A 17,995-nucleotide genomic window follows, 5' to 3' on the forward strand; every position below is an offset into this window, starting at 1 on the left:
GCAGAACCTGTTATGCCTGCTGACGCCGCGTCCGGTAGCGGCCAACCATCGTCATCAGAGCCTGATAGATTAATCCCGCATAGAGACTCATCAGAATTGCCAGACCCGGCGCTTTGCCCTGCTCCTGCCATGACATAAACCACATGAACACGCCCCATAAGAGAGAAAAGACCAGCCAGCCGCGGACGAACTTCATTATGCCATTCATAACCACTCCTCTTAATTGAAGCGCTACCTTAGCGATCTCTGATCTGAAACGCATGGTTACCGTGCACAAGTTGCGAAGCATCTCAAATAATCGACAATAACATTGCCGTCTGCTTCACGTCAGGCGTTTTGACGGCGCTTATCTATACTTAACGCTCCGCTTAACCGATCAGGGAATTACGATGAAACGTACTGCTTATCTGTTATCGACGCTGACCATCCTTGCTACGCTGACCGCCTGCGCACCGACCCCACCGCCCAGACATGCACCGCCGCCGCCTCCGCCAGGCAAAGATGCCCCGCCACCGCCGCCGCCGGGTGGACAGGCACCGGTGGGCGCACCCGGTGGCGTCGGTCCGGCAGGTCAGCCTCAGGCCTGATATTAATCAGCCAGCCTGCCCTGCAGGCTGGCTGATGCCGCCCCCGCATGGGACGTTACCCAGTCTGCCGGCAGGCAGCGACGCTATTCCCCCATTATTCCCCTGTTTACTCTCATTACCCGGCGGCTGATCTGGCAGCGAAAGCGTTACGCCTGACACAACACTGATAACGCGATGCTGTCCGCTACATCAGGTCGGTGCTCTGCGAGTGTTCCAATCATGCTGGCTATGGCCTCACCCGTCATCGGCATATCATTGGCTATTAGTTGCCAAACAGCCTCACCCATTGCCGTGCATGCTGCGTCATATACTGCGCTTCGAAGTTATTATCCATAGAGCCTCCTGTTAAATGTGAGGCATCATACTAAAAATAAAGCGTACAAATTAAAGTGCGCATCTAAAAATTTTCGAGGCTCATTCCGTGATTTTCTATCTTATGGCGAGGCATGGCATTCCCAAAAGACAATTCTTTATTTAGAACATCAAACAGATTGCGAACCTGAATCAAAAAAAACCTCTAACACAGCGGTTATGTTCGGTGCTGATATAAAAACCAGCAACCATTGGTTCACAAAGGTTTAAATTATGAAAATATTTGTTATAAATTTAGCTCGGTCCCCCGAAAGGCGGGCATCCATCGAACAGCAACTGTCCCTGCTTCAGCTTGATTATGAAATCGTTGAGGCTGTAGACGGTTCTCAACTTAATTATGATGAAATCGTGAAGCATACCAAAACACTTAATTACGCGGTAACCTCTGGCGAAATAGGTTGCGCTCTAAGCCACATCAAAATTTATAGAAAAATTGTCAGCAACAATATACCCTTCGCGTTAATACTTGAAGACGACGCACAACTTGATTACCAAATCATTCAGGTTATGCATCATTTAAAACAAAAACAAAACCCATACCCTACGGTTACCCTGCTAACTGAAGTCTCACAATATATCTCCAAGCCAAGATGCATATTAGACCAAAAATTAAGCATTCATAGTGTGCTTGAAGCATCGTGCTCACATGGATACATCATCAATAATCAAGCAGCTAAAAATCTCGCCACTTTTCTTTATCCCGTTTGGATGGTGGCTGACAGATGGCAAATACTAAAAGAGTATTCCGTTTGCAATGTTGAAGCTGTAACACCATCAATAATAAGAAAGACAGAACACTCTCACTTTTCGACAATACAATCGCATAAAAATTGCAAATGGATAATTGAAAAAAAAGAATATGCCTGGAGTGAAATAAAGAAACGCAGACCATTAAAAATCAAACTCAGGCGTTTAATCTGGACATCTTTTATGAGAGCTTTTATCAAAATAATTAAGTAAACCATTATTTAAAAGGATTTTGCATACAATGCATTTTGAACAGAAAAAACTTCACTCAATACAATCTATGCGCGGTCTCGCGGCGATGCTGGTCGTAATGTTTCATTTCCGAACCGATTTGGCATCGGACATTCCTTTGGCTAATTGGATTTTTGCTCAGGGTGCAATCGGCGTTGATGTGTTTTTTATTATAAGTGGGTTTATTTTTTATTATATTTCTCTAACCGAAAATGGTGGAATTAAATCCTCAGCCGTATTCTTCACAAAAAGAATTTGCCGTATTGTTCCACCATACGTCATAGCGACAATTTTTATAGCAGGTAACTCATGGGATAAATGGTATTCAGCCCTGCATGCTTTCACTTTTCTTCCAGCTGACATTATGCAACCTGCCCCCTTCTTTGGTTATCCGCGGCTTTTTGTTGGTTGGTCGCTTAACTATGAATTTGTCTTTTATAGCATCTGTGCTCTCGCCTTAATTTTTAGGAATTATAAAAACCTAGTTATCACTTTAATTATTGCATGTTCCGTCTCACTTCCAGTCGCTACTCATGGTTATAGGACTTCATTGACCAGCATGAATTATGGATATTATGGGTATTTGGCACTGATAACTAATGGGATGATGTTAGAGTTTTTAGCTGGTCTGTTTATCGGATACATAGCAATTAACTTCAGACTATATCACTCAAAAATAGTTGGCAGAGCAGCAGTATCACTAACCGCGCTATATTTTACATATATTACTCTAGGCTTTGGCAGCCTTCCGGGAAACGGTAGTAACGATTTCTTTGCCGCTTCTTTTTTCTTAATACTAACAACTATCAGTTATGAATATCAGTATGGAATCAGACCTCCTAAAATTCTAACATCGATTGGTACCGTATCGTTTTCTGTTTATTTGATGCATCCACACGGTTTATCAATAGCCAGAAAAATTATAGCCCAACACTATCACGGGCTATATTCAGGTTTAATAGCATTTTTGTTAGCTCTGACCCTTACGGTTTTATTTTCTATAATATTCTATAAGCTGTTTGAAACTAATCTTTGCAACCTTATAAGAAATAGACTCATCCCCAAACCTGATAAGCAAGCAGTTTTATAGGGTTTAAATTGATCCGTTAGAAATAGCGGTGATTTTAAATTTTAGGCTGGCTCGTCCATGAGGTCGGGCTTACTTTGTCCTCGTCGCTGATCATGTCCAATTGTAATTCTGTTCGCTAATCGGCTGTTACCTCACTGGTAGTGATTAGCAAGTTCTGACGCTGTTGCTCACCCCTCGCCTGCCAGTCAATCGCAGGTCTGTTGAAACAGGTCTGACGCTGTCATCCGTAGTGAATATTCTGCCACTAGCCTGCCCTTCAAACAGTTTTTCATATTGACTGCCCGAAATCAGAATCGCATCGCTGGACCAGCCAGTTAACGACGCCGTGTTAATATCCCGATCATACCCACGAGAAATCCGTCGGGCTGAGCACTTTAGTACTGCGCGTGAGGCGGCAATGTTAAAATTTCCGGAGTTACTGTTTGATCTCACATTCCATGATCCGAAGACTAAGGGAGTTTCCGATCTGGAGGGTACCTTTACGAGAAAAAAGCAATAACGGGGCATAAAAACGTGGAGCAGAATGCGGCTTATGACAGAAAATAGTAGCGGTTCCCGTCGTTGGCGGACAGGTGAAAGGGAAATAATATCAGGAATGGATATCAGAAAGCTGAATTCATGCACAAAAAAACCGCCCTTATGAGGCGGTCATACGACACTGCTTATCATTGATTTTATTGGTAAATCGATATGGTGCCCGGGGCGGGACTTGAACCCGCACGACCTTACGATCGAGGGATTTTAAATCCCTTGTGTCTACCGATTTCACCACCCGGGCAGGGTGTAACTGGAGGCGCGTCCCGGAGTCGAACCGAGGTACACGGATTTGCAATCCGCTGCATAGCCACTCTGCCAACGCGCCTTAAACTGATGTGCCGCCAGGTTAACCTGACCTGCGAATCTGGAGCGGGAAACGAGACTCGAACTCGCGACCCCGACCTTGGCAAGGTCGTGCTCTACCAACTGAGCTATTCCCGCAATTTTCAGCAATTTCGTCGAACCTGCTGATTTTACTTATCTTCTGACAGACACGCTGCCTTTCGATGCGTTGCATTCTACTGACCTGACGCGATGAGTCAATAAAATTATCCTCACCGCCTGTCCGTTTGCTGCTTTTTAAATCGTATCGATCACGGTTCGAGCAGATCGCCGCGCGCCGCGCTTAAATACTGGAACATTGACCAGAAAGTCAGCACCGCAGCCACATACAACGCGACGACGCCCACCGCCACAATGGTGGAATCCGGACGCCACAGCAAGGCAAACAGTGAGAACATCTGAGCCGTGGTTTTGACTTTACCAATCCAGGACACCGATACGCTGCTGCGTTTGCCAATCTCCGCCATCCACTCACGCAGCGCAGAGATAATGATCTCGCGCGCAATCATGGTTGCGGCAGGAAGAGTAATCCACCAGGCGTGGAAATATTCTGCGACCAGCACCAGCGCAATCGCGACCATGACTTTGTCCGCCACCGGATCGAGAAAAGCCCCGAAACGCGTCGTCTGCTTCCAGCGGCGCGCCAGGAAGCCATCAAACCAGTCGGTGATGGCTGCAAAGACAAAAATCAATGCGGTAGCAAGCGGTGCCCAGGTGAACGGCAGATAGAAAGCCAGCACAAAGAACGGGATGAGCACGACTCGAAACAGGGTGAGACACGTCGGAATGTTTAATTGCATATGCCGGTAACTGTCTGGATATAGGTAGAATTTAGCCTATGTTCCTACATTGCCCCCCCCGTTTCAATGCTAGTGTTTCAGTGAGTAGTATATTTTTTCTGCCAGCGCATGAGAGATACCCGGCACATTGGCGATCTCCTCCACCGACGCATTCATCAGCGGTTGCAGGCCCCCCATGTACTTGAGCAGTTGCTGACGTCGTTTTGGCCCCACCCCTTCGATGCTCTCCAGTGCACTGGTGTTCTTCACTTTCGCCCGTTTTTTACGGTGGCCCGAAATCGCATGATTGTGAGCGTCGTCACGAATGTGCTGGATCACATGCAGCGCGGGCGAATCAGGCGGCAGCGAAACGCCCTCACCTTCTGCTTCAAAGAAGAGCGTCTCCAGTCCGGCTTTGCGATCGCTGCCTTTAGCCACGCCGAGCAGAATCGGCCGCGTCTTATCCCAGGGCACGTCCAGTTCCGCAAAGACCTGTATCGCCTGCGCCAGCTGCCCCTTGCCGCCATCAATCAGAATGACATCCGGGATCTTCTCTTCTTCAATGGCTTTGCCATAGCGGCGACGCAGCACCTGGTTCATGGCGGCGTAGTCATCGCCCGGTGTAATGCCACTGATGTTATAGCGGCGATAATCGGCGCGCAGCGGACCGTTCTGGTCAAAGACCACGCAGGAGGCGATGGTCTGCTCACCCATGGTGTGACTGATATCGAAACACTCCATGCGCGTGATCCGGTCAAGCTCAAGGAACTCCGCCAGCGCCATCAGGCGTTGATGAATAGTGGAGTGCTGAGAGAGACGCGTGGTTAACGCGGTCGCGGCATTGGTGCGCGCCAGCTTCAGGTAACGGGCGCGATCGCCGCGCGGCTTGCTCTGAATGTTAACCCGGCGTCCCGCCAGTTCACTCAGAGACTCAGCCAGCAGCTCGCGCTCTGGCAGGGTAAAGTCCAGCAGGATGTCACCTGGCAGGGTGCGAGCCTCACTGCCCTGCAGATAGAACTGCCCGACAAAGGTCTGCACCACCTCGGCCAGATCGGTATCCACCGGGACTTTCGGGAAGTAGCTGCGGCTACCCAATACTTTACCCTGACGAATAAAGAGCACGTGAAGACAGGCCATACCGGCGTCGTAGGCCACGCCCATGACATCGAGGTCATCACCCTGATTTGAGACAAACTGCTTCTCAGTGATCCGCCGCACGGCCTGAATCTGGTCGCGCAGTCTTGCCGCCTCTTCAAAACGCAGCCCGGTACTCGCCTCTTCCATGCGTCTGACCAGCTGATTAAGCACCTGATCGTCTTTACCGGCCAGGAACAGGCGCACATAGTCGGTCTGCTGCGCATACTCCTCTTCACTGACCAGCCCGGCCACACAGGGACCCAGGCAGCGGCCTATCTGATATTGCAGACAGGGCCGGGAGCGATTGCGGTAGACGCTGTTTTCGCACTGGCGGATAGGGAACACTTTTTGCAGCAGGCCCAGGGTTTCACGCACCGCGTAGCCATTCGGAAACGGGCCGAAGTATTCGCCTTTGGCATGTTTTGCGCCACGGTGCATCGCCAGACGTGGATGGGTATCGCTGCTGAGGAATATGTAGGGATACGATTTATCATCGCGCAGCAGGACGTTATAGCGCGGCTGATAGAGCTTGATGTAGTTATGCTCAAGCAGCAGCGCTTCGGTTTCGGTATGGGTTACGGTGACATCGATGTGCTGGATATTGCTGACCAGCGCTTCGGTTTTGCGGCTGCCGACCTGCGTGCGGAAGTAGCTGGTCAAACGCTTCTTCAGGTCTTTGGCTTTGCCCACATAGATGACGGTGCCTGAGGCGTCATACATGCGGTAAACACCGGGCTTGCTGGTTACCGTACTCAGAAAAGCTCTGGAATCAAAAACGTCATTCACTACTGATTAACGGCTCCGCATTGTAGAGGCCATGTCGAATGGCCAGATGCGTTAACTCGACGTCGCCACTGATATTCAGTTTGCTGAACATCCGATAGCGGTAACTGTTAACGGTTTTAGGACTGAGATTTAACTGCTCGGAAATTTCCGTCACCTTTTGTCCTCGGGTGATCATCAGCATAATCTGCAATTCCCTTTCCGACAAACAGCTGAAGGGAGATTCCGCTTTTTGTGGTTCAATCTGGCTCAGAGCCATCTGCTGGGCGATGTCTGACGCGATGTAGCGCTGGCCGGCATTGACCGAACGAATCGCGTTGATAACTTCCTGCGGCGCGGCCCCTTTACTGAGGTAACCCGCAGCCCCCGCCTGCATGACTTTGGCAGGCAGCGGATTTTCGGTATGGATAGTCAGCATGATAATTTTGATATCAGGGTTGTAGCGCACGATTTTTCGCGTCGCTTCCAGCCCGCCAATACCCGGCATATTCATGTCCATCAGAATGACATCCACCTGATTGGACCGACACCATTTGGCCGCATCCTCGCCGCAGTTAACCTCTCCGACCACGGCCAGCCCTTTAACATCCTCCAGGATACGACGGATCCCGGCACGGACAAGTTCATGGTCATCAACAAGAAGCACACTGATCAACGGGGAAACTCCAGAGGCTAAAAAGAGGAAGCAATCAGGTAATGTGAGCGGTAATCATACCCGCTTTTGCCCCAAAAGCACATCAACAAAGCAAAACAGTGGACGCATTGCATCATTACCCTCAGCCGGACGTGGCGCGTCGCATCAGACTTTTCTGCTCATCATCAGCATCGTTGCATATTGATTAAATTCTCTGTATTTCAGAAGATTAACAACCACGTTCGGTAAACATGTCTACAACGCATTGCTGTCCGCTCCGGGCCAGTCAATCGTGTGATTACTTTCAGCGATTGATTAGTTGTGCTGGACGAAACAGCCTTTAAAGGCAAAGCGGACCGGCACCATCAGCAACTTACCTCCCCTGTGGTATACTCACGCACTGCTGTGTGGACAGATTGCCGACACATTGTCATTCACCAAGGAGAAACTCATGAGCGATGAAGATTTTGCAACTTCCCAGGAAGCCCGGAAATTAGCGGATGAAATCGCGGGGCTGAAGATGATGATCACCCTGATTCTGAAAGGGATGGGTCAGGCTGATGCGGGAAAAGTGATTATTAACATGGAACGCTATGTACAGACGCTGGGCGACAAACCGCAGGCGGAAGTGTTCAGCAATACCATCAAGCAGATTAAAACCGCCTACCGTCAGTAAGCGTGTTGTGTTGCCCCCAGCCGCGGGGGCAATTGACCTAATTATGCGACTGCCAGTTGACCGACACACCCAGCGTCGGCAGCACCTCTTCCGGGCTGAAGCGTCGGGTGCCCCGATACTTCTCTGCCAGCGCAGGCTGAGTCACCGGAATACGGATCGCAAACAGATTATCTTCTGACAGAATCAGGCCGGGTGTGAGTGGCTCATAGACCACCTGATGCTGCTCAAACATCTTCTCCAGCATTGGCGTTGCCGAACTGATGATGTACTCCATGCCGTGCAGTTCCGCCAGCTGTACCGCGTGCCAGAGTATGTTCAGCGGCAGTTCGGCATCCACATCCAGGCGTGCAGAGAAGCGCGACATTTCCCAGACTTTCTCATGGCTGAAGGGCAGCACGATGCCTTCACTCTGCTCAGGCTCAAACCAGGGCATCAGGCGGGCACAGCCGCAGATCCCTGCACGGGCATTCCATGCGATCAGCCAGGTCACATCTGAACGATCGTAGCGATCATACTCCTGTCCTGGCGTGCTCAGGCGCGGGGGAATAGACCACCCTTCGCCGCGCGCAAAGACGCTGTAACGGTAGCTGCCCAGCTCGGCGAGCAAAGAGGATGGCATATCCTTTAACTGCGTTTGCACTATTTTCATCATGCGCCTCTGACATCCCCATGTTGCAATGATTTTTTGCGCCAGCCTGGCAAAGTTCCGGCGCAGGGTAGACAACTGACCCGTACAAAGAAACTGCCAAAGGTGGCAGTTGTTGATGTTCAAATCAGTCCGATTGCGGCTGCATAACAGGCAATCTGCGTTTTATTGGAAACATTGAAACGCTTTTGCATATTTTTTTGATGAAAGTTAACGGTATGTTCAGAGATGGATAAAATAAGTGAAATCTCGACCGCCGTTTTTCCTTCGGCTGTCCATTTCAGAATTTCCAGCTCGCGCTGACTTAACGCATTTTTCAGTACCATCATCGCATCATCGCTAAAGCGTTCCAGCGTATCCAGGCTTAGTTCCGCTAAAAGGTGGAGTTTCACCTCCAGCTCAGCATGGCAGAGCTGGACAGAAATGGGCTGTTGGGACGATATAGATAATATACCAATGACGCGATTTGGTGCCATTGCAGAGCAAGAAAAACCGCTCTGAAGCCCATATTCCCGCGACTCCCGCCACAGGTTGCCTGCGTCAGCAAACTGCGCCTCCGTCCATGCCATCCCCCTCCCGGGTCGCTGACACAAGCTGAGCACCGGGTCCACCGCGTAATAATTCTGCTTCTCATATCGCTTAACCCATAATGTGGGATAGGTGCTGTATAAATGAATGCGCGGTCGGGTAAATGGCACCGGGTGCTGAATCAAAAAAGCAAAATAATCGAAGCCTAATGATTCCGTAAAATGTTGCAATAACGCCTTCAATTCAGATGAGGTCGTTAATGCCTGAAATTGTTCTTTCACACTGCTTCGCCAGGCGAAATAATTTTCACTACTCATATTGCCTCAGCATTATTTTCACCCGCCCTTCCGATGCTATTCAATCAGACTCATCAGAGAGTTTAAATTTTTCAGAAAAAATGAATATATCGTCAGAGATGAATCCGTTGCCTGATGAAGCGCCTTTTACCTTTCATCGTCATGGCGGAGTGAAAACGTGTCCCTGTCCGGGCAATGTGAGGTCAGTCACGCCATTTTCAATCACACCCTAAGAATAAGATTTTTCTTATAGGATTTCAATGCCTGTCACCTGGTGACACTTTATCGCAAATTTGCAAATGGAGCGGAAATAATAAATAGCGCTACTGCTTATTGAGTAAATAATGAGTAAACAAGACGTTAATTCAATTCGATTAACGCTGCCTCCCCAGGAACCGCCAACATATTTCTCATCAGGAAATAAGATCGGCGTTTTTAAACCTCTCCGGCATGCAGCTGGCTGCCGGATCATCCAGCCGCTGGGAAACGCGGCGAGGCAGGCGGAGAGGCTCGCTGGCCTGCCGCTGCGGGCTCAGGAGCGCAAATGTTGTGCTGCGTTTTTCTGCAGACCTGCGCCAGTTCTGTTGCTTAAGTTAACCCGCGGCTCCTGACCACCCTCTATTTTCTTCTGCCATCCGGCGGCTTTTTGCTGTTTATCATCCTGACAGCCTGCAAAAGAAAAGGTCAGGCAAAAACCGCTTCCTGATAAGCCTCACTTATCTCTTCAGCCTGATTTCGATCCCGTTAAAAGCGAAGCGGCTGTTTCAATAGCAGGCTCACCCTTTATCGTAGTTTAGTCAGCAGAATGACATTAAAGGTAGTCACCGGGTTAAACTATCTGAAAAATAATCCTGCCTGTAAAAAAAACAGAGATGGCGTCCCAGCGCATCTGTTAATTTTCCCTTCTCATTTCACTTAATTCGGCTGTCTGCATGGTGAAATATTTTCATTCTGTCGCTCAGTGACGAGAATTTGATGAGAGAAGAGAAAAAAGGGAATAGCGCATTTATTCGGCGGACAGTTTTACTCTTTAAATAGATGGCACTAAAATCAAATGCCTTAATGTTGTTCTGTCAGCGAATGAATGATTAGCGGCCGGTGCCAGATTCCAGCAGATAACTGGACTGAATTTTTACAGATAGCCGATCAATTATTAATCAAAGATGGTATTAGTCCTGACTGATGATTTACCGGCAATAGCCCGCGCCCCGCATCCCCAGATGAAAATGTGAAGCGTGTGCCGTGTTGTAATCCGGGCCCAGCGCATTGCCAAACACCTCACATCCCCCCCGCCACAAGGTATGCAGCATGGCCGATTTTTGCCCGGGCTGCTGCCAGTGACGACTGACCTCAAGCCGCTGACCATCCGCCAGCTGGAAGCCGGTCACATCCCAGGCATCGGCGGTGGCATGTTCACTCAATCGCCCCTGCGCGCGATGATAAATGTTACGGCAGGCGTAGCTGCCAACATGCGTAATCCGTACCAGTGGACTCTGCATATCCCTGGCGGTCTGTTGACGACTGCGCAGGGCATACATCGTACTGGCAACCGCCATCGGACAGCTCGCCAGAAAGCTGCTGCTGAGGCTCACCGGACCAAATCGCTGAATGCGCAGCGGGTCGCTGAGGGGACAGTTGCCCGACACTGCCGGTCGTTCGCTGAACGTCACCCACCCGGCCTGCTGAGCGCGGCGCATCACGGCAAGGCAGGCATCGGGATCGCTGGCCAGCCGTTTCATCTTAATCCGGGTCATCCAGCCCGGAGGATCGGTAACGGCGAGCGGGGTAAAGGGATTGAACTGCGGTGGCAGATGCTGCTTCAGCCATGGCAGACTCATCCAGCCCAGCGCGATTAACAGCAAAAACAGGATAAGCGTGCGCATAACCCCTCTCGCAGCATGATGATTAGCAAACAAAAAGTGTAGAAGCCAGATTCACGCTGCGCTGTGCAACTGACATAACGTGATGAATCCTTACCCTGGCTGACGCACGATTAACCAGAATGCGCAACGATTGCTCTGGCTGACCATGGCCGGTGTCACATCAGGTAAAAAACTGTTACCGGCTTTGGGGTGACTTCCTCTATCTTATGCCGACCAGCCCTTCGGGTAAGGCTATTCATTATCAGCCAGCAGAGCTGACACAACATCAAGACAGGAAAGAGTATTCTATGGTCGATCAATCTAAAGATGCCCCCTTGACGCAGGAAGGCCCTGACAAGCTACGGCGCAACCTGCACAACCGACACATTCAGCTGATCGCCATCGGCGGCGCGATCGGAACCGGCCTGTTTATGGGTTCAGGTAAAACCATCAGCCTGGCCGGCCCCTCGATCATTTTCGTCTATATGATCATCGGCTTTATGCTGTTCTTTGTCATGCGCGCGATGGGAGAACTGCTGCTCTCCAATCTGGAGTATAAATCGTTCAGCGACTTTGCCGCGGATCTGCTCGGCCCCTGGGCAGGCTACTTTACCGGCTGGACCTACTGGTTCTGTTGGGTGGTCACCGGCATCGCTGACGTGGTGGCCATCAGCGCCTATTTCCAGCTCTGGTTTCCGGGCTTCTCGATCTGGATGAGCGCCCTGCTCTGCGTGGTGGTCTTTCTGGCACTCAACATTGCGACCGTCAAGCTGTTCGGCGAGATGGAGTTCTGGTTTGCGATTATTAAAATCGTCGCCATTGTCGCGCTGATCGTGACGGGCATTGTGCTGGTCTCCATCCACTACCCCTCTCCGGGCGGCGGTACGGCGGCACTGAGCAACATCTGGGATCATGGCGGACTGTTCCCGAAAGGGCTCAGCGGCTTCTTTGCCGGATTCCAGATTGCGGTGTTCGCTTTTGTCGGGATTGAACTGGTTGGCACGGCGGCGGCAGAGACTCACGATCCGCATAAAGTCCTGCCACGCGCGATTAATGCCATCCCGCTGCGGGTCATTATGTTTTATGTGCTGGCGTTGATGGTCATTATGGCGGTGACGCCATGGACCCAGGTGATGGCCGATCGCAGCCCGTTTGTTGAGATGTTTGTCCTGATTGGCCTGCCCGCTGCCGCGAGTATCGTCAACTTTGTGGTGCTGACCTCAGCTGCCTCCTCCGCGAACAGCGGCATCTTCTCCACCAGCCGGATGCTCTATGGTCTGTCACAGCAGGGGGTTGCCAGCCGCGCCTTTGGCCGGCTCTCAGCCCGCGCCGTCCCGACCACCGGTCTGTTTTTCTCCTGCTTCTGCCTGCTGGCGGGCGTGGCGTTAATCTACCTGATCCCGGATGTGATGACGGTCTTCACCCTGGTAACCACCGTCTCGGCGATTCTGTTTATGTTTGTCTGGACTATCATCCTGTGCAGCTATCTGGCCTATCGCAAAAAGCATCCGCAGCGTCATGCGGAATCCGGCTTTAAGATGCCGCTGGGCAAGCTGATGTGCTGGGTCTGCATGGCCTTCTTTGCCTTTGTGCTGGTGCTGCTGACCCTGCAGGATGATACGCGCCAGGCGCTGATGGTGACGCCACTCTGGTTCGCCCTGCTGGGTGTGGGCTGGTGGCTGCGTCATCGCGGCTCACGCAGTCGCTAGTTCTGCCTGTCAGAGAGGAAGCCCGGTCAGATGACCGGGCTTTTTTACAGGCGTTCGCCCAGCGCAGAAAAGCTGGCGGACAACGAAGGCCGTTCAGAAGGTAAGCGCTGCGGCCGGGGATCGGGCTGCTGAGGCGTGCCGAGACCAAAGGTAAAGGTATAGTTTTCCCCTTCGCCCATACGCAGGTCAGCTATCGTCGTCTGCCCATCTTGCTCACGCAGGGCATAAAAACCGTGGCTGAACCAGGCGACGCGTTCTGCATACCAGCTGCCACGAAACCCTTTGTAAAGTTCGGGATGACGCGGATACCACGTCACCTGTAGCGGTCGCGAAGGCGACAGTAACGACCAGTAAGCTTCGCCATAACGGTCGCCGGTCAGGATCACGCTGCGCCAGACCAGCGTATTGAACGCCGTTGGCGTCACCAGAACCTTATCGGTCGGTATCCCCTGCCCGGTCAGCGACTGCCGGATCTGCCAGCCTGCCACGCCCTGAATCACCACGCTCCAGACCAGATAAAGCGAGCTCAGCGTTAATCCCAGCCGGTTGCCGCGCAGCCCCCGTTCGCCGCCACGCCAGAGCGCCACAGCCAGCCCCACCAGCAGCGGCAGTGTATAGAGGGGATCGATAATGTAGATGCTGCCAATCGCATAGGGAAAGTCGGTGAGCGGCAGGCCAAGCTGGGTGCCATACACCGTCATCAGGTCGAGCAGCGGGTGCGTGATCAGTGCCAGCCAGATGGCGGGCCACCACGCCCGCCATGCCACCCGTTGACGACATAGCCCCGCCACCAGCCAGGCAACCAGCGGGGAGATCAGCGTGAGCCAGAGCAGCGCATGACTTTCAGTGCGATGCAGCGTCATGTTGCGTATTGCATCGCCATGATCGATAAAGACATCCAGATCGGGCAGGGTGCCGCAGACACCCCCAACCAGTGCCGCCTGCCAGATCGGAACCCGACGCCCCATCACCGCGACGCTGACGGAGGCGCCCAGTACCCACTGCGAAACAGAATCCATAGATTAACTCCGTTACCGAACCGTGAACCTGGCCGGAATCAGCGTACGCGAATGCCTTCAATGATCATGCGCTGAACGTTCTCAACAGTCTGCTCAAAGAACGCGGCGTCGCTGAGGGTCTGTCCGGTCACCGCCTCCACCTGCGTGGCGAAATCGGCATAGTGCTGCGTTGTGGCCCAGAGCATAAAGATCAGATGCTGCGGCTGGACGCCAGCCAGACGCCCTTCATCAATCCAGCGCTCAATTATCGCCGCCTTATCATCCACCAGTTGCTTGAGGTCGCCCGCCAGCTCCCCTTTCAGCAGCGGTGCGCCCTGCAGCATCTCCAGGCAGAACAGCCGGGAGGCCTGAGGATGATCGCGCGACACCTCCAGCTTCAGCCGGATATAGCGCCGGATGGCCATCAGCGGATCCTGATCGTGTGCCAGCGCGCGCAGCGGCGCCAGCCAGACATCCAGAATCTGTTTCAGCACCGCCACATAGAGCGCCTCTTTCGAGGGAAAATAGTAGAGCAGATTGGTTTTGGAAACGTCTGCCAGTTCGGCCACCTTATCGAGGCTGGTGCCATGAATACCAAACTGCGAGAACAGGGTCAGCGCCGCATCCAGTATCGCCGCTCGCTTTGCCGCCACCGCGCGTGAACGACGCGTTGGCTTTTTTTCATCGGTTTTCACTGCCTTACCTCATCCGTCAGGTGTCATCGCATCATAGCAAAGGGATCTCTGGCTGCCTAACCAGCGTGCTGCACCTTTTTTGCTCAGCCTGCATGGAAAACGTGCAGCGAATTTTGACCAAACGGTCTGAAATGGACCAGTCACTCCACTTTTATTTTTCCTCTTCATTTTAACCCATTGTTATATAAACAATTAAAAATTGTGGCACAGGGTTTGCAAAATTGTGACTGAGCGCAGCCCACAGGGATGAGGCAGGATGCAGTGCCGCGCGTGAAACACCTTTCCCCCATCGCAACGAGGTTTCACATGAAGATAGGCGTCTTTATTCCGATTGGTAACAATGGCTGGCTGATCTCCTCCAATGCACCGCAGTACATGCCAACCTTTGAACTCAATAAGGCAATCGTACTGAAAGCAGAGCATTACCATTTCGACTTTGCGCTTTCGATGATCAAACTGCGCGGCTTCGGCGGAAAAACAGAATTCTGGGATCATAACCTGGAGTCATTCACCCTGATGGCTGGTCTGGCAGCCGTCACCTCACGTATTGAAATTTATGCCACTGCCGCCACCCTGACGCTGCCACCGGCCATTGTGGCGCGCATGGCGTCCACCATTGACTCCATCTCTGGCGGCCGTTTCGGCGTCAACCTGGTCACCGGCTGGCAGAAACCGGAATATGAACAGATGGGTATGTGGCCTGGCGATGAGTACTTCAGCAGCCGCTACGCCTATCTGACCGAATACGTTACCGTGCTGCGCGACCTGTGGGGCACCGGAAAATCGGACTTTAAAGGTGAATTCTTCACCATGAACGACTGTCGCGTCAGTCCGCAGCCGCAGCGCCCGATGAAGGTCATCTGCGCCGGTCAGAGCGACGCCGGTATGGCCTTCTCCGCACAGTATGCCGATTACAACTTCTGCTTTGGTAAAGGGGTAAACACCCCTGCCGCGTTCAGCTCAACCTCGATTCGCATGAAACAGGCGGCGGAGAAAGCCGGTCGCGACGTCGGCTCCTACGTCCTGTTCATGATCATTGCCGCGGAAACCGATGAGGAAGCGCGGGCGAAGTGGGAACACTATAAAGCCGGTGCCGATGAAGAGGCGCTCTCCTGGCTGACCACCCAGAGTCAGCAGGATACCAAATCGGGCAGCGACACCAACGTGCGCCAGATGGCCGACCCCACCTCTGCCGTCAACATCAATATGGGTACCCTGGTCGGCTCCTGGGCCAGCGTGGCGCGGATGCTGGATGAAGTGGCTCAGGTTGAAGGCACCCACGGCGTGCTGCTGACCTTTGATGATTTCCTGGAAGGAATCGAGAACTTCGGACAGCACATCCAGCCGCTGATGCGCTGTCGCAGCGCCCTGCTGGATGCACAGAAGGAGGTGGCATGATGAATACCGTTTACTGCGCTCACACGCCTGACGTGACTCAGGTCGAACTGCCAGCCCGGCCAGAGCCGATTGCTTTTCCACCCGGTCAGAGTGCGCTGATCGTGGTCGATATGCAGAACGCCTACGCCACTGAAGGGGGTTATCTTGACCTGGCGGGCTTTGATGTTTCCGCCACGCAACCGGTGATAGCGAAGATTCATCAGGCAGTGACGGCGGCGCGTGCCGCAGGCGTGCAGATTATCTGGTTCCAGAACGGCTGGGACAGTGACTATGTTGAAGCCGGTGATGCCGGTTCGCCCAACTTCCACAAATCTAATGCGCTGAAAACCATGCGCAAACGACCTGAACTGCAGGGCACGCTGCTTTCTAAAGGCGGCTGGGATTACGCACTGGTGGATGAACTGGTGCCGCAGCCCGGGGACATTGTGCTGCCTAAATCGCGCTACAGCGGCTTCTATAACACGCCGCTCGACAGCATGCTGCGCAGTCGCGGCATTCGTCATCTGATCTTTACCGGCATTGCCACCAACGTCTGTGTGGAATCGACGCTGCGCGACGGCTTCTTTCTGGAGTACTTCGGCGTGGTGCTGGAAGACGCAACCTACCAGGCAGGCCCGCCATTTGCCCAGCAGGCGGCGCTGTTCAATATCGAAACCTTTTTTGGCTGGGTATCGGATGTCGAGACCTTCTGCGAAAGCCTGAAAGCCCCCTGATCACCGAGGATGACGCTATGCCAAAAAGTATCATTGTTCCGCCGGGTACCACGACGCCCATCGCCCCGTTTGTCCCTGGCACGCTGGCAGATGGCGTGGTCTATGTTTCGGGCACGCTGCCGTTTGATGCTGACAACAACGTGGTGCATGTCGGGGATGCCGCCGCGCAGACCCGCCACGTACTGGAAACCATTAAAAAGGTGATTGAAACCGCGGGTGGCACGATGGCGGATGTCACCTTCAACTCTATTTTTATCACCGACTGGGCAAACTATGGTGCGGTGAACCAGGTCTACGCCGACTACTTTCCCGGCGATAAACCCGCCCGATTCTGTATTCAGTGCGGGCTGGTCAAACCGGATGCGCTGATTGAGATCGCCAGCGTGGCCCACATTGGCAAGCCGGAGGTCTGATGCAGCTGGATATTCTGGGCCTGCAAAATCCCGATGCACCGACGCTGGTGCTCTCCTCCGGGCTGGGCGGCGTAGCCGGTTTCTGGCAGCCACAGCTGGCGGCGCTGACGACACGCTATCGGGTGGTCTGTTATGACCAGCGCGGCACCGGACGCAGTGCTGACACGCTGCCGGAGGGCTACAGCATGGCGATGATGGCGGCGGAGCTGGCCGATGCGCTGGCGCAGCACGGCATCCTGCGCTTCAGCCTGATTGGTCATGCGCTGGGTGGCCTGCTGGGGATGCAGCTGGCGCTGGATTACCCGGAGCGGATCGAGCGGATCGTGGTGATCAACGGCTGGCTGTCGCTGCATCCCCATACCCGCCGCTGCTTTCAGGTGCGCCAGGATCTGCTGCTGAACGTCGGCGTGGAGGCCTTTGTCCGTGCTCAGCCGCTGTTTCTCTATCCGGCAGAATGGATGGCGCAGCATCAGACGCGGCTTGAGCAGGAGGACAGTCATCATGTCGCCCATTTTCAGGGCATGGAAAACCTGATGCGCCGGCTGCACGCCCTGATGAGCGCAGATTTCAGCGCCCGGGTAGCCGCAATCCCGCAACCGGTGCTGGTGATCGCCAGTGAAGATGACCTGCTGGTGCCGTGGAGCTGCTCATCCGTGCTGGCTGCCGCACTGCCCAACGCCACGGAGCAGAGAATGGCCTGGGGCGGACACGCCATGAGCGTCACCGACGCCGAAACCTTTAATGCCCGGCTGCTGCAGTGGCTGGATCAGACCGATGACGTGCAGCCCCTGCAGCGCGTCGTCTAAGCTTTTGCGGAGAAGA

General features: G+C 53.0%; 18 protein-coding genes, 3 tRNA genes and 1 pseudogene. 10 read left to right on the forward strand and 12 right to left on the reverse strand.

Translation table 11 applies throughout. The annotated features are described in order from the left end of the window. Positions 1–10: 10 nt before the first annotated feature. A complete protein-coding gene (locus tag FJW00_RS12925) occupies positions 11–208 on the reverse strand; it encodes a DUF6404 family protein (RefSeq protein WP_009090969.1) in 198 nt (65 codons plus the stop codon). A 181-nt stretch (positions 209–389) separates the two neighbouring features. Here FJW00_RS12925 and FJW00_RS12930 point away from each other — a divergent pair, with 181 nt between their 5' ends. The 4 genes and pseudogenes from FJW00_RS12930 to FJW00_RS22585 form a co-directional block, all read left to right on the forward strand. Then, complete coding sequence (locus FJW00_RS12930; RefSeq protein WP_009090971.1) at positions 390–587, forward strand: hypothetical protein; 198 nt, start codon at positions 390–392, stop codon at positions 585–587. Positions 588–1,172: 585 nt separating this feature from the next. Further along, positions 1,173–1,919, forward strand: coding sequence for a glycosyltransferase family 25 protein (locus tag FJW00_RS12935; protein ID WP_140924369.1), 747 nt, complete (start codon positions 1,173–1,175; stop codon positions 1,917–1,919). 28 nt (positions 1,920–1,947) lie between these two features. Then, entirely contained in the window at positions 1,948–3,027 is a 1,080-nt protein-coding gene (locus tag FJW00_RS12940) for an acyltransferase family protein (protein ID WP_140924371.1), read from the forward strand. Positions 3,028–3,409: 382 nt separating this feature from the next. Then, positions 3,410–3,614: pseudogene (locus FJW00_RS22585) on the forward strand (site-specific integrase); the annotation flags it as partial. A gap of 104 nt (positions 3,615–3,718) precedes the next feature. Here FJW00_RS22585 and FJW00_RS12945 read toward each other — a convergent pair. The 6 genes from FJW00_RS12945 to uvrY form a co-directional block, all read right to left on the reverse strand. Then, a tRNA-Leu gene (locus FJW00_RS12945) sits at positions 3,719–3,805 on the reverse strand. A gap of 10 nt (positions 3,806–3,815) precedes the next feature. Then, positions 3,816–3,889: transfer RNA gene (locus tag FJW00_RS12950), tRNA-Cys, on the reverse strand. A gap of 40 nt (positions 3,890–3,929) precedes the next feature. Continuing rightward, a tRNA-Gly gene (locus FJW00_RS12955) sits at positions 3,930–4,005 on the reverse strand. Positions 4,006–4,157: 152 nt separating this feature from the next. Next, positions 4,158–4,706: a CDP-diacylglycerol--glycerol-3-phosphate 3-phosphatidyltransferase gene (gene pgsA, locus FJW00_RS12960; RefSeq protein WP_140924373.1), complete on the reverse strand. Its 549-nt coding sequence runs from the start codon at positions 4,704–4,706 to the stop codon at positions 4,158–4,160. A 69-nt stretch (positions 4,707–4,775) separates the two neighbouring features. Continuing rightward, positions 4,776–6,608 carry an excinuclease ABC subunit UvrC gene (gene uvrC / locus FJW00_RS12965; RefSeq protein WP_111208065.1) on the reverse strand — a complete coding sequence of 611 codons (1,833 nt, stop codon included), beginning with the start codon at positions 6,606–6,608 and terminating at the stop codon, positions 4,776–4,778. Further along, the gene (gene uvrY / locus FJW00_RS12970) at positions 6,601–7,260 is read right to left on the reverse strand and encodes a UvrY/SirA/GacA family response regulator transcription factor (RefSeq protein ID WP_009090981.1); all 660 of its coding nucleotides are present in this window, start codon (positions 7,258–7,260) and stop codon (positions 6,601–6,603) included. The genes uvrC and uvrY overlap by 8 nt, the downstream gene beginning before the upstream one ends. Before the next feature lie 430 nt (positions 7,261–7,690). On the opposite strand from uvrY, the gene FJW00_RS12975 reads away from it, so the two are divergent. Then, the gene (locus FJW00_RS12975) at positions 7,691–7,915 is read left to right on the forward strand and encodes a DUF2594 family protein (RefSeq protein ID WP_003849983.1); all 225 of its coding nucleotides are present in this window, start codon (positions 7,691–7,693) and stop codon (positions 7,913–7,915) included. 37 nt (positions 7,916–7,952) lie between these two features. Here FJW00_RS12975 and FJW00_RS12980 read toward each other — a convergent pair whose 3' ends face one another. From FJW00_RS12980 to FJW00_RS12990, 3 genes are all read right to left on the reverse strand, one after another. Next, a complete protein-coding gene (locus FJW00_RS12980) occupies positions 7,953–8,564 on the reverse strand; it encodes an acyl-homoserine-lactone synthase (RefSeq protein ID WP_033736343.1) in 612 nt (203 codons plus the stop codon). 119 nt (positions 8,565–8,683) lie between these two features. Then, complete coding sequence (locus FJW00_RS12985) at positions 8,684–9,406, reverse strand: autoinducer binding domain-containing protein (RefSeq protein WP_009090985.1); 723 nt, start codon at positions 9,404–9,406, stop codon at positions 8,684–8,686. A gap of 1,166 nt (positions 9,407–10,572) precedes the next feature. Further along, complete coding sequence (locus tag FJW00_RS12990; RefSeq protein WP_140924375.1) at positions 10,573–11,268, reverse strand: extensin-like domain-containing protein; 696 nt, start codon at positions 11,266–11,268, stop codon at positions 10,573–10,575. 287 nt (positions 11,269–11,555) lie between these two features. Between FJW00_RS12990 and cycA the strand changes: the two genes are divergently transcribed. Further along, positions 11,556–12,956: a D-serine/D-alanine/glycine transporter gene (gene cycA / locus FJW00_RS12995; protein WP_046101562.1), complete on the forward strand. Its 1,401-nt coding sequence runs from the start codon at positions 11,556–11,558 to the stop codon at positions 12,954–12,956. 44 nt (positions 12,957–13,000) lie between these two features. On the opposite strand, the gene FJW00_RS13000 is transcribed toward cycA, so the two are convergent. Together FJW00_RS13000 and rutR are read right to left on the reverse strand one after the other, a co-directional pair. Continuing rightward, on the reverse strand, positions 13,001–13,975 hold the full coding sequence (locus tag FJW00_RS13000; protein WP_058958002.1) for a metal-dependent hydrolase: 975 nt from the start codon (positions 13,973–13,975) through the stop codon (positions 13,001–13,003). A 38-nt stretch (positions 13,976–14,013) separates the two neighbouring features. Continuing rightward, positions 14,014–14,649 carry an HTH-type transcriptional regulator RutR gene (rutR, locus tag FJW00_RS13005; RefSeq protein ID WP_009090993.1) on the reverse strand — a complete coding sequence of 212 codons (636 nt, stop codon included), beginning with the start codon at positions 14,647–14,649 and terminating at the stop codon, positions 14,014–14,016. A 306-nt stretch (positions 14,650–14,955) separates the two neighbouring features. On the opposite strand from rutR, the gene rutA reads away from it, so the two are divergent. The 4 genes from rutA to rutD are packed head-to-tail and all read left to right on the forward strand — an operon-like array spanning position 14,956 to position 17,979. Beyond that, complete coding sequence (gene rutA, locus FJW00_RS13010; protein ID WP_009090995.1) at positions 14,956–16,047, forward strand: pyrimidine utilization protein A; 1,092 nt, start codon at positions 14,956–14,958, stop codon at positions 16,045–16,047. Continuing rightward, entirely contained in the window at positions 16,047–16,760 is a 714-nt protein-coding gene (rutB, locus tag FJW00_RS13015; RefSeq protein WP_140924632.1) for a pyrimidine utilization protein B, read from the forward strand. The genes rutA and rutB overlap by 1 nt, the downstream gene beginning before the upstream one ends. Positions 16,761–16,777: 17 nt before the next feature. Then, entirely contained in the window at positions 16,778–17,173 is a 396-nt protein-coding gene (rutC, locus tag FJW00_RS13020) for a pyrimidine utilization protein C (protein WP_009090999.1), read from the forward strand. Further along, complete coding sequence (gene rutD, locus FJW00_RS13025; protein ID WP_140924377.1) at positions 17,173–17,979, forward strand: pyrimidine utilization protein D; 807 nt, start codon at positions 17,173–17,175, stop codon at positions 17,977–17,979. The genes rutC and rutD overlap by 1 nt, the downstream gene beginning before the upstream one ends. Positions 17,980–17,995: the final 16 nt, after the last annotated feature.

The sequence above is a fragment of the Pantoea anthophila genome (assembly GCF_006494375.1).
Classification (GTDB): Bacteria; Pseudomonadota; Gammaproteobacteria; order Enterobacterales; family Enterobacteriaceae; genus Pantoea; species Pantoea anthophila.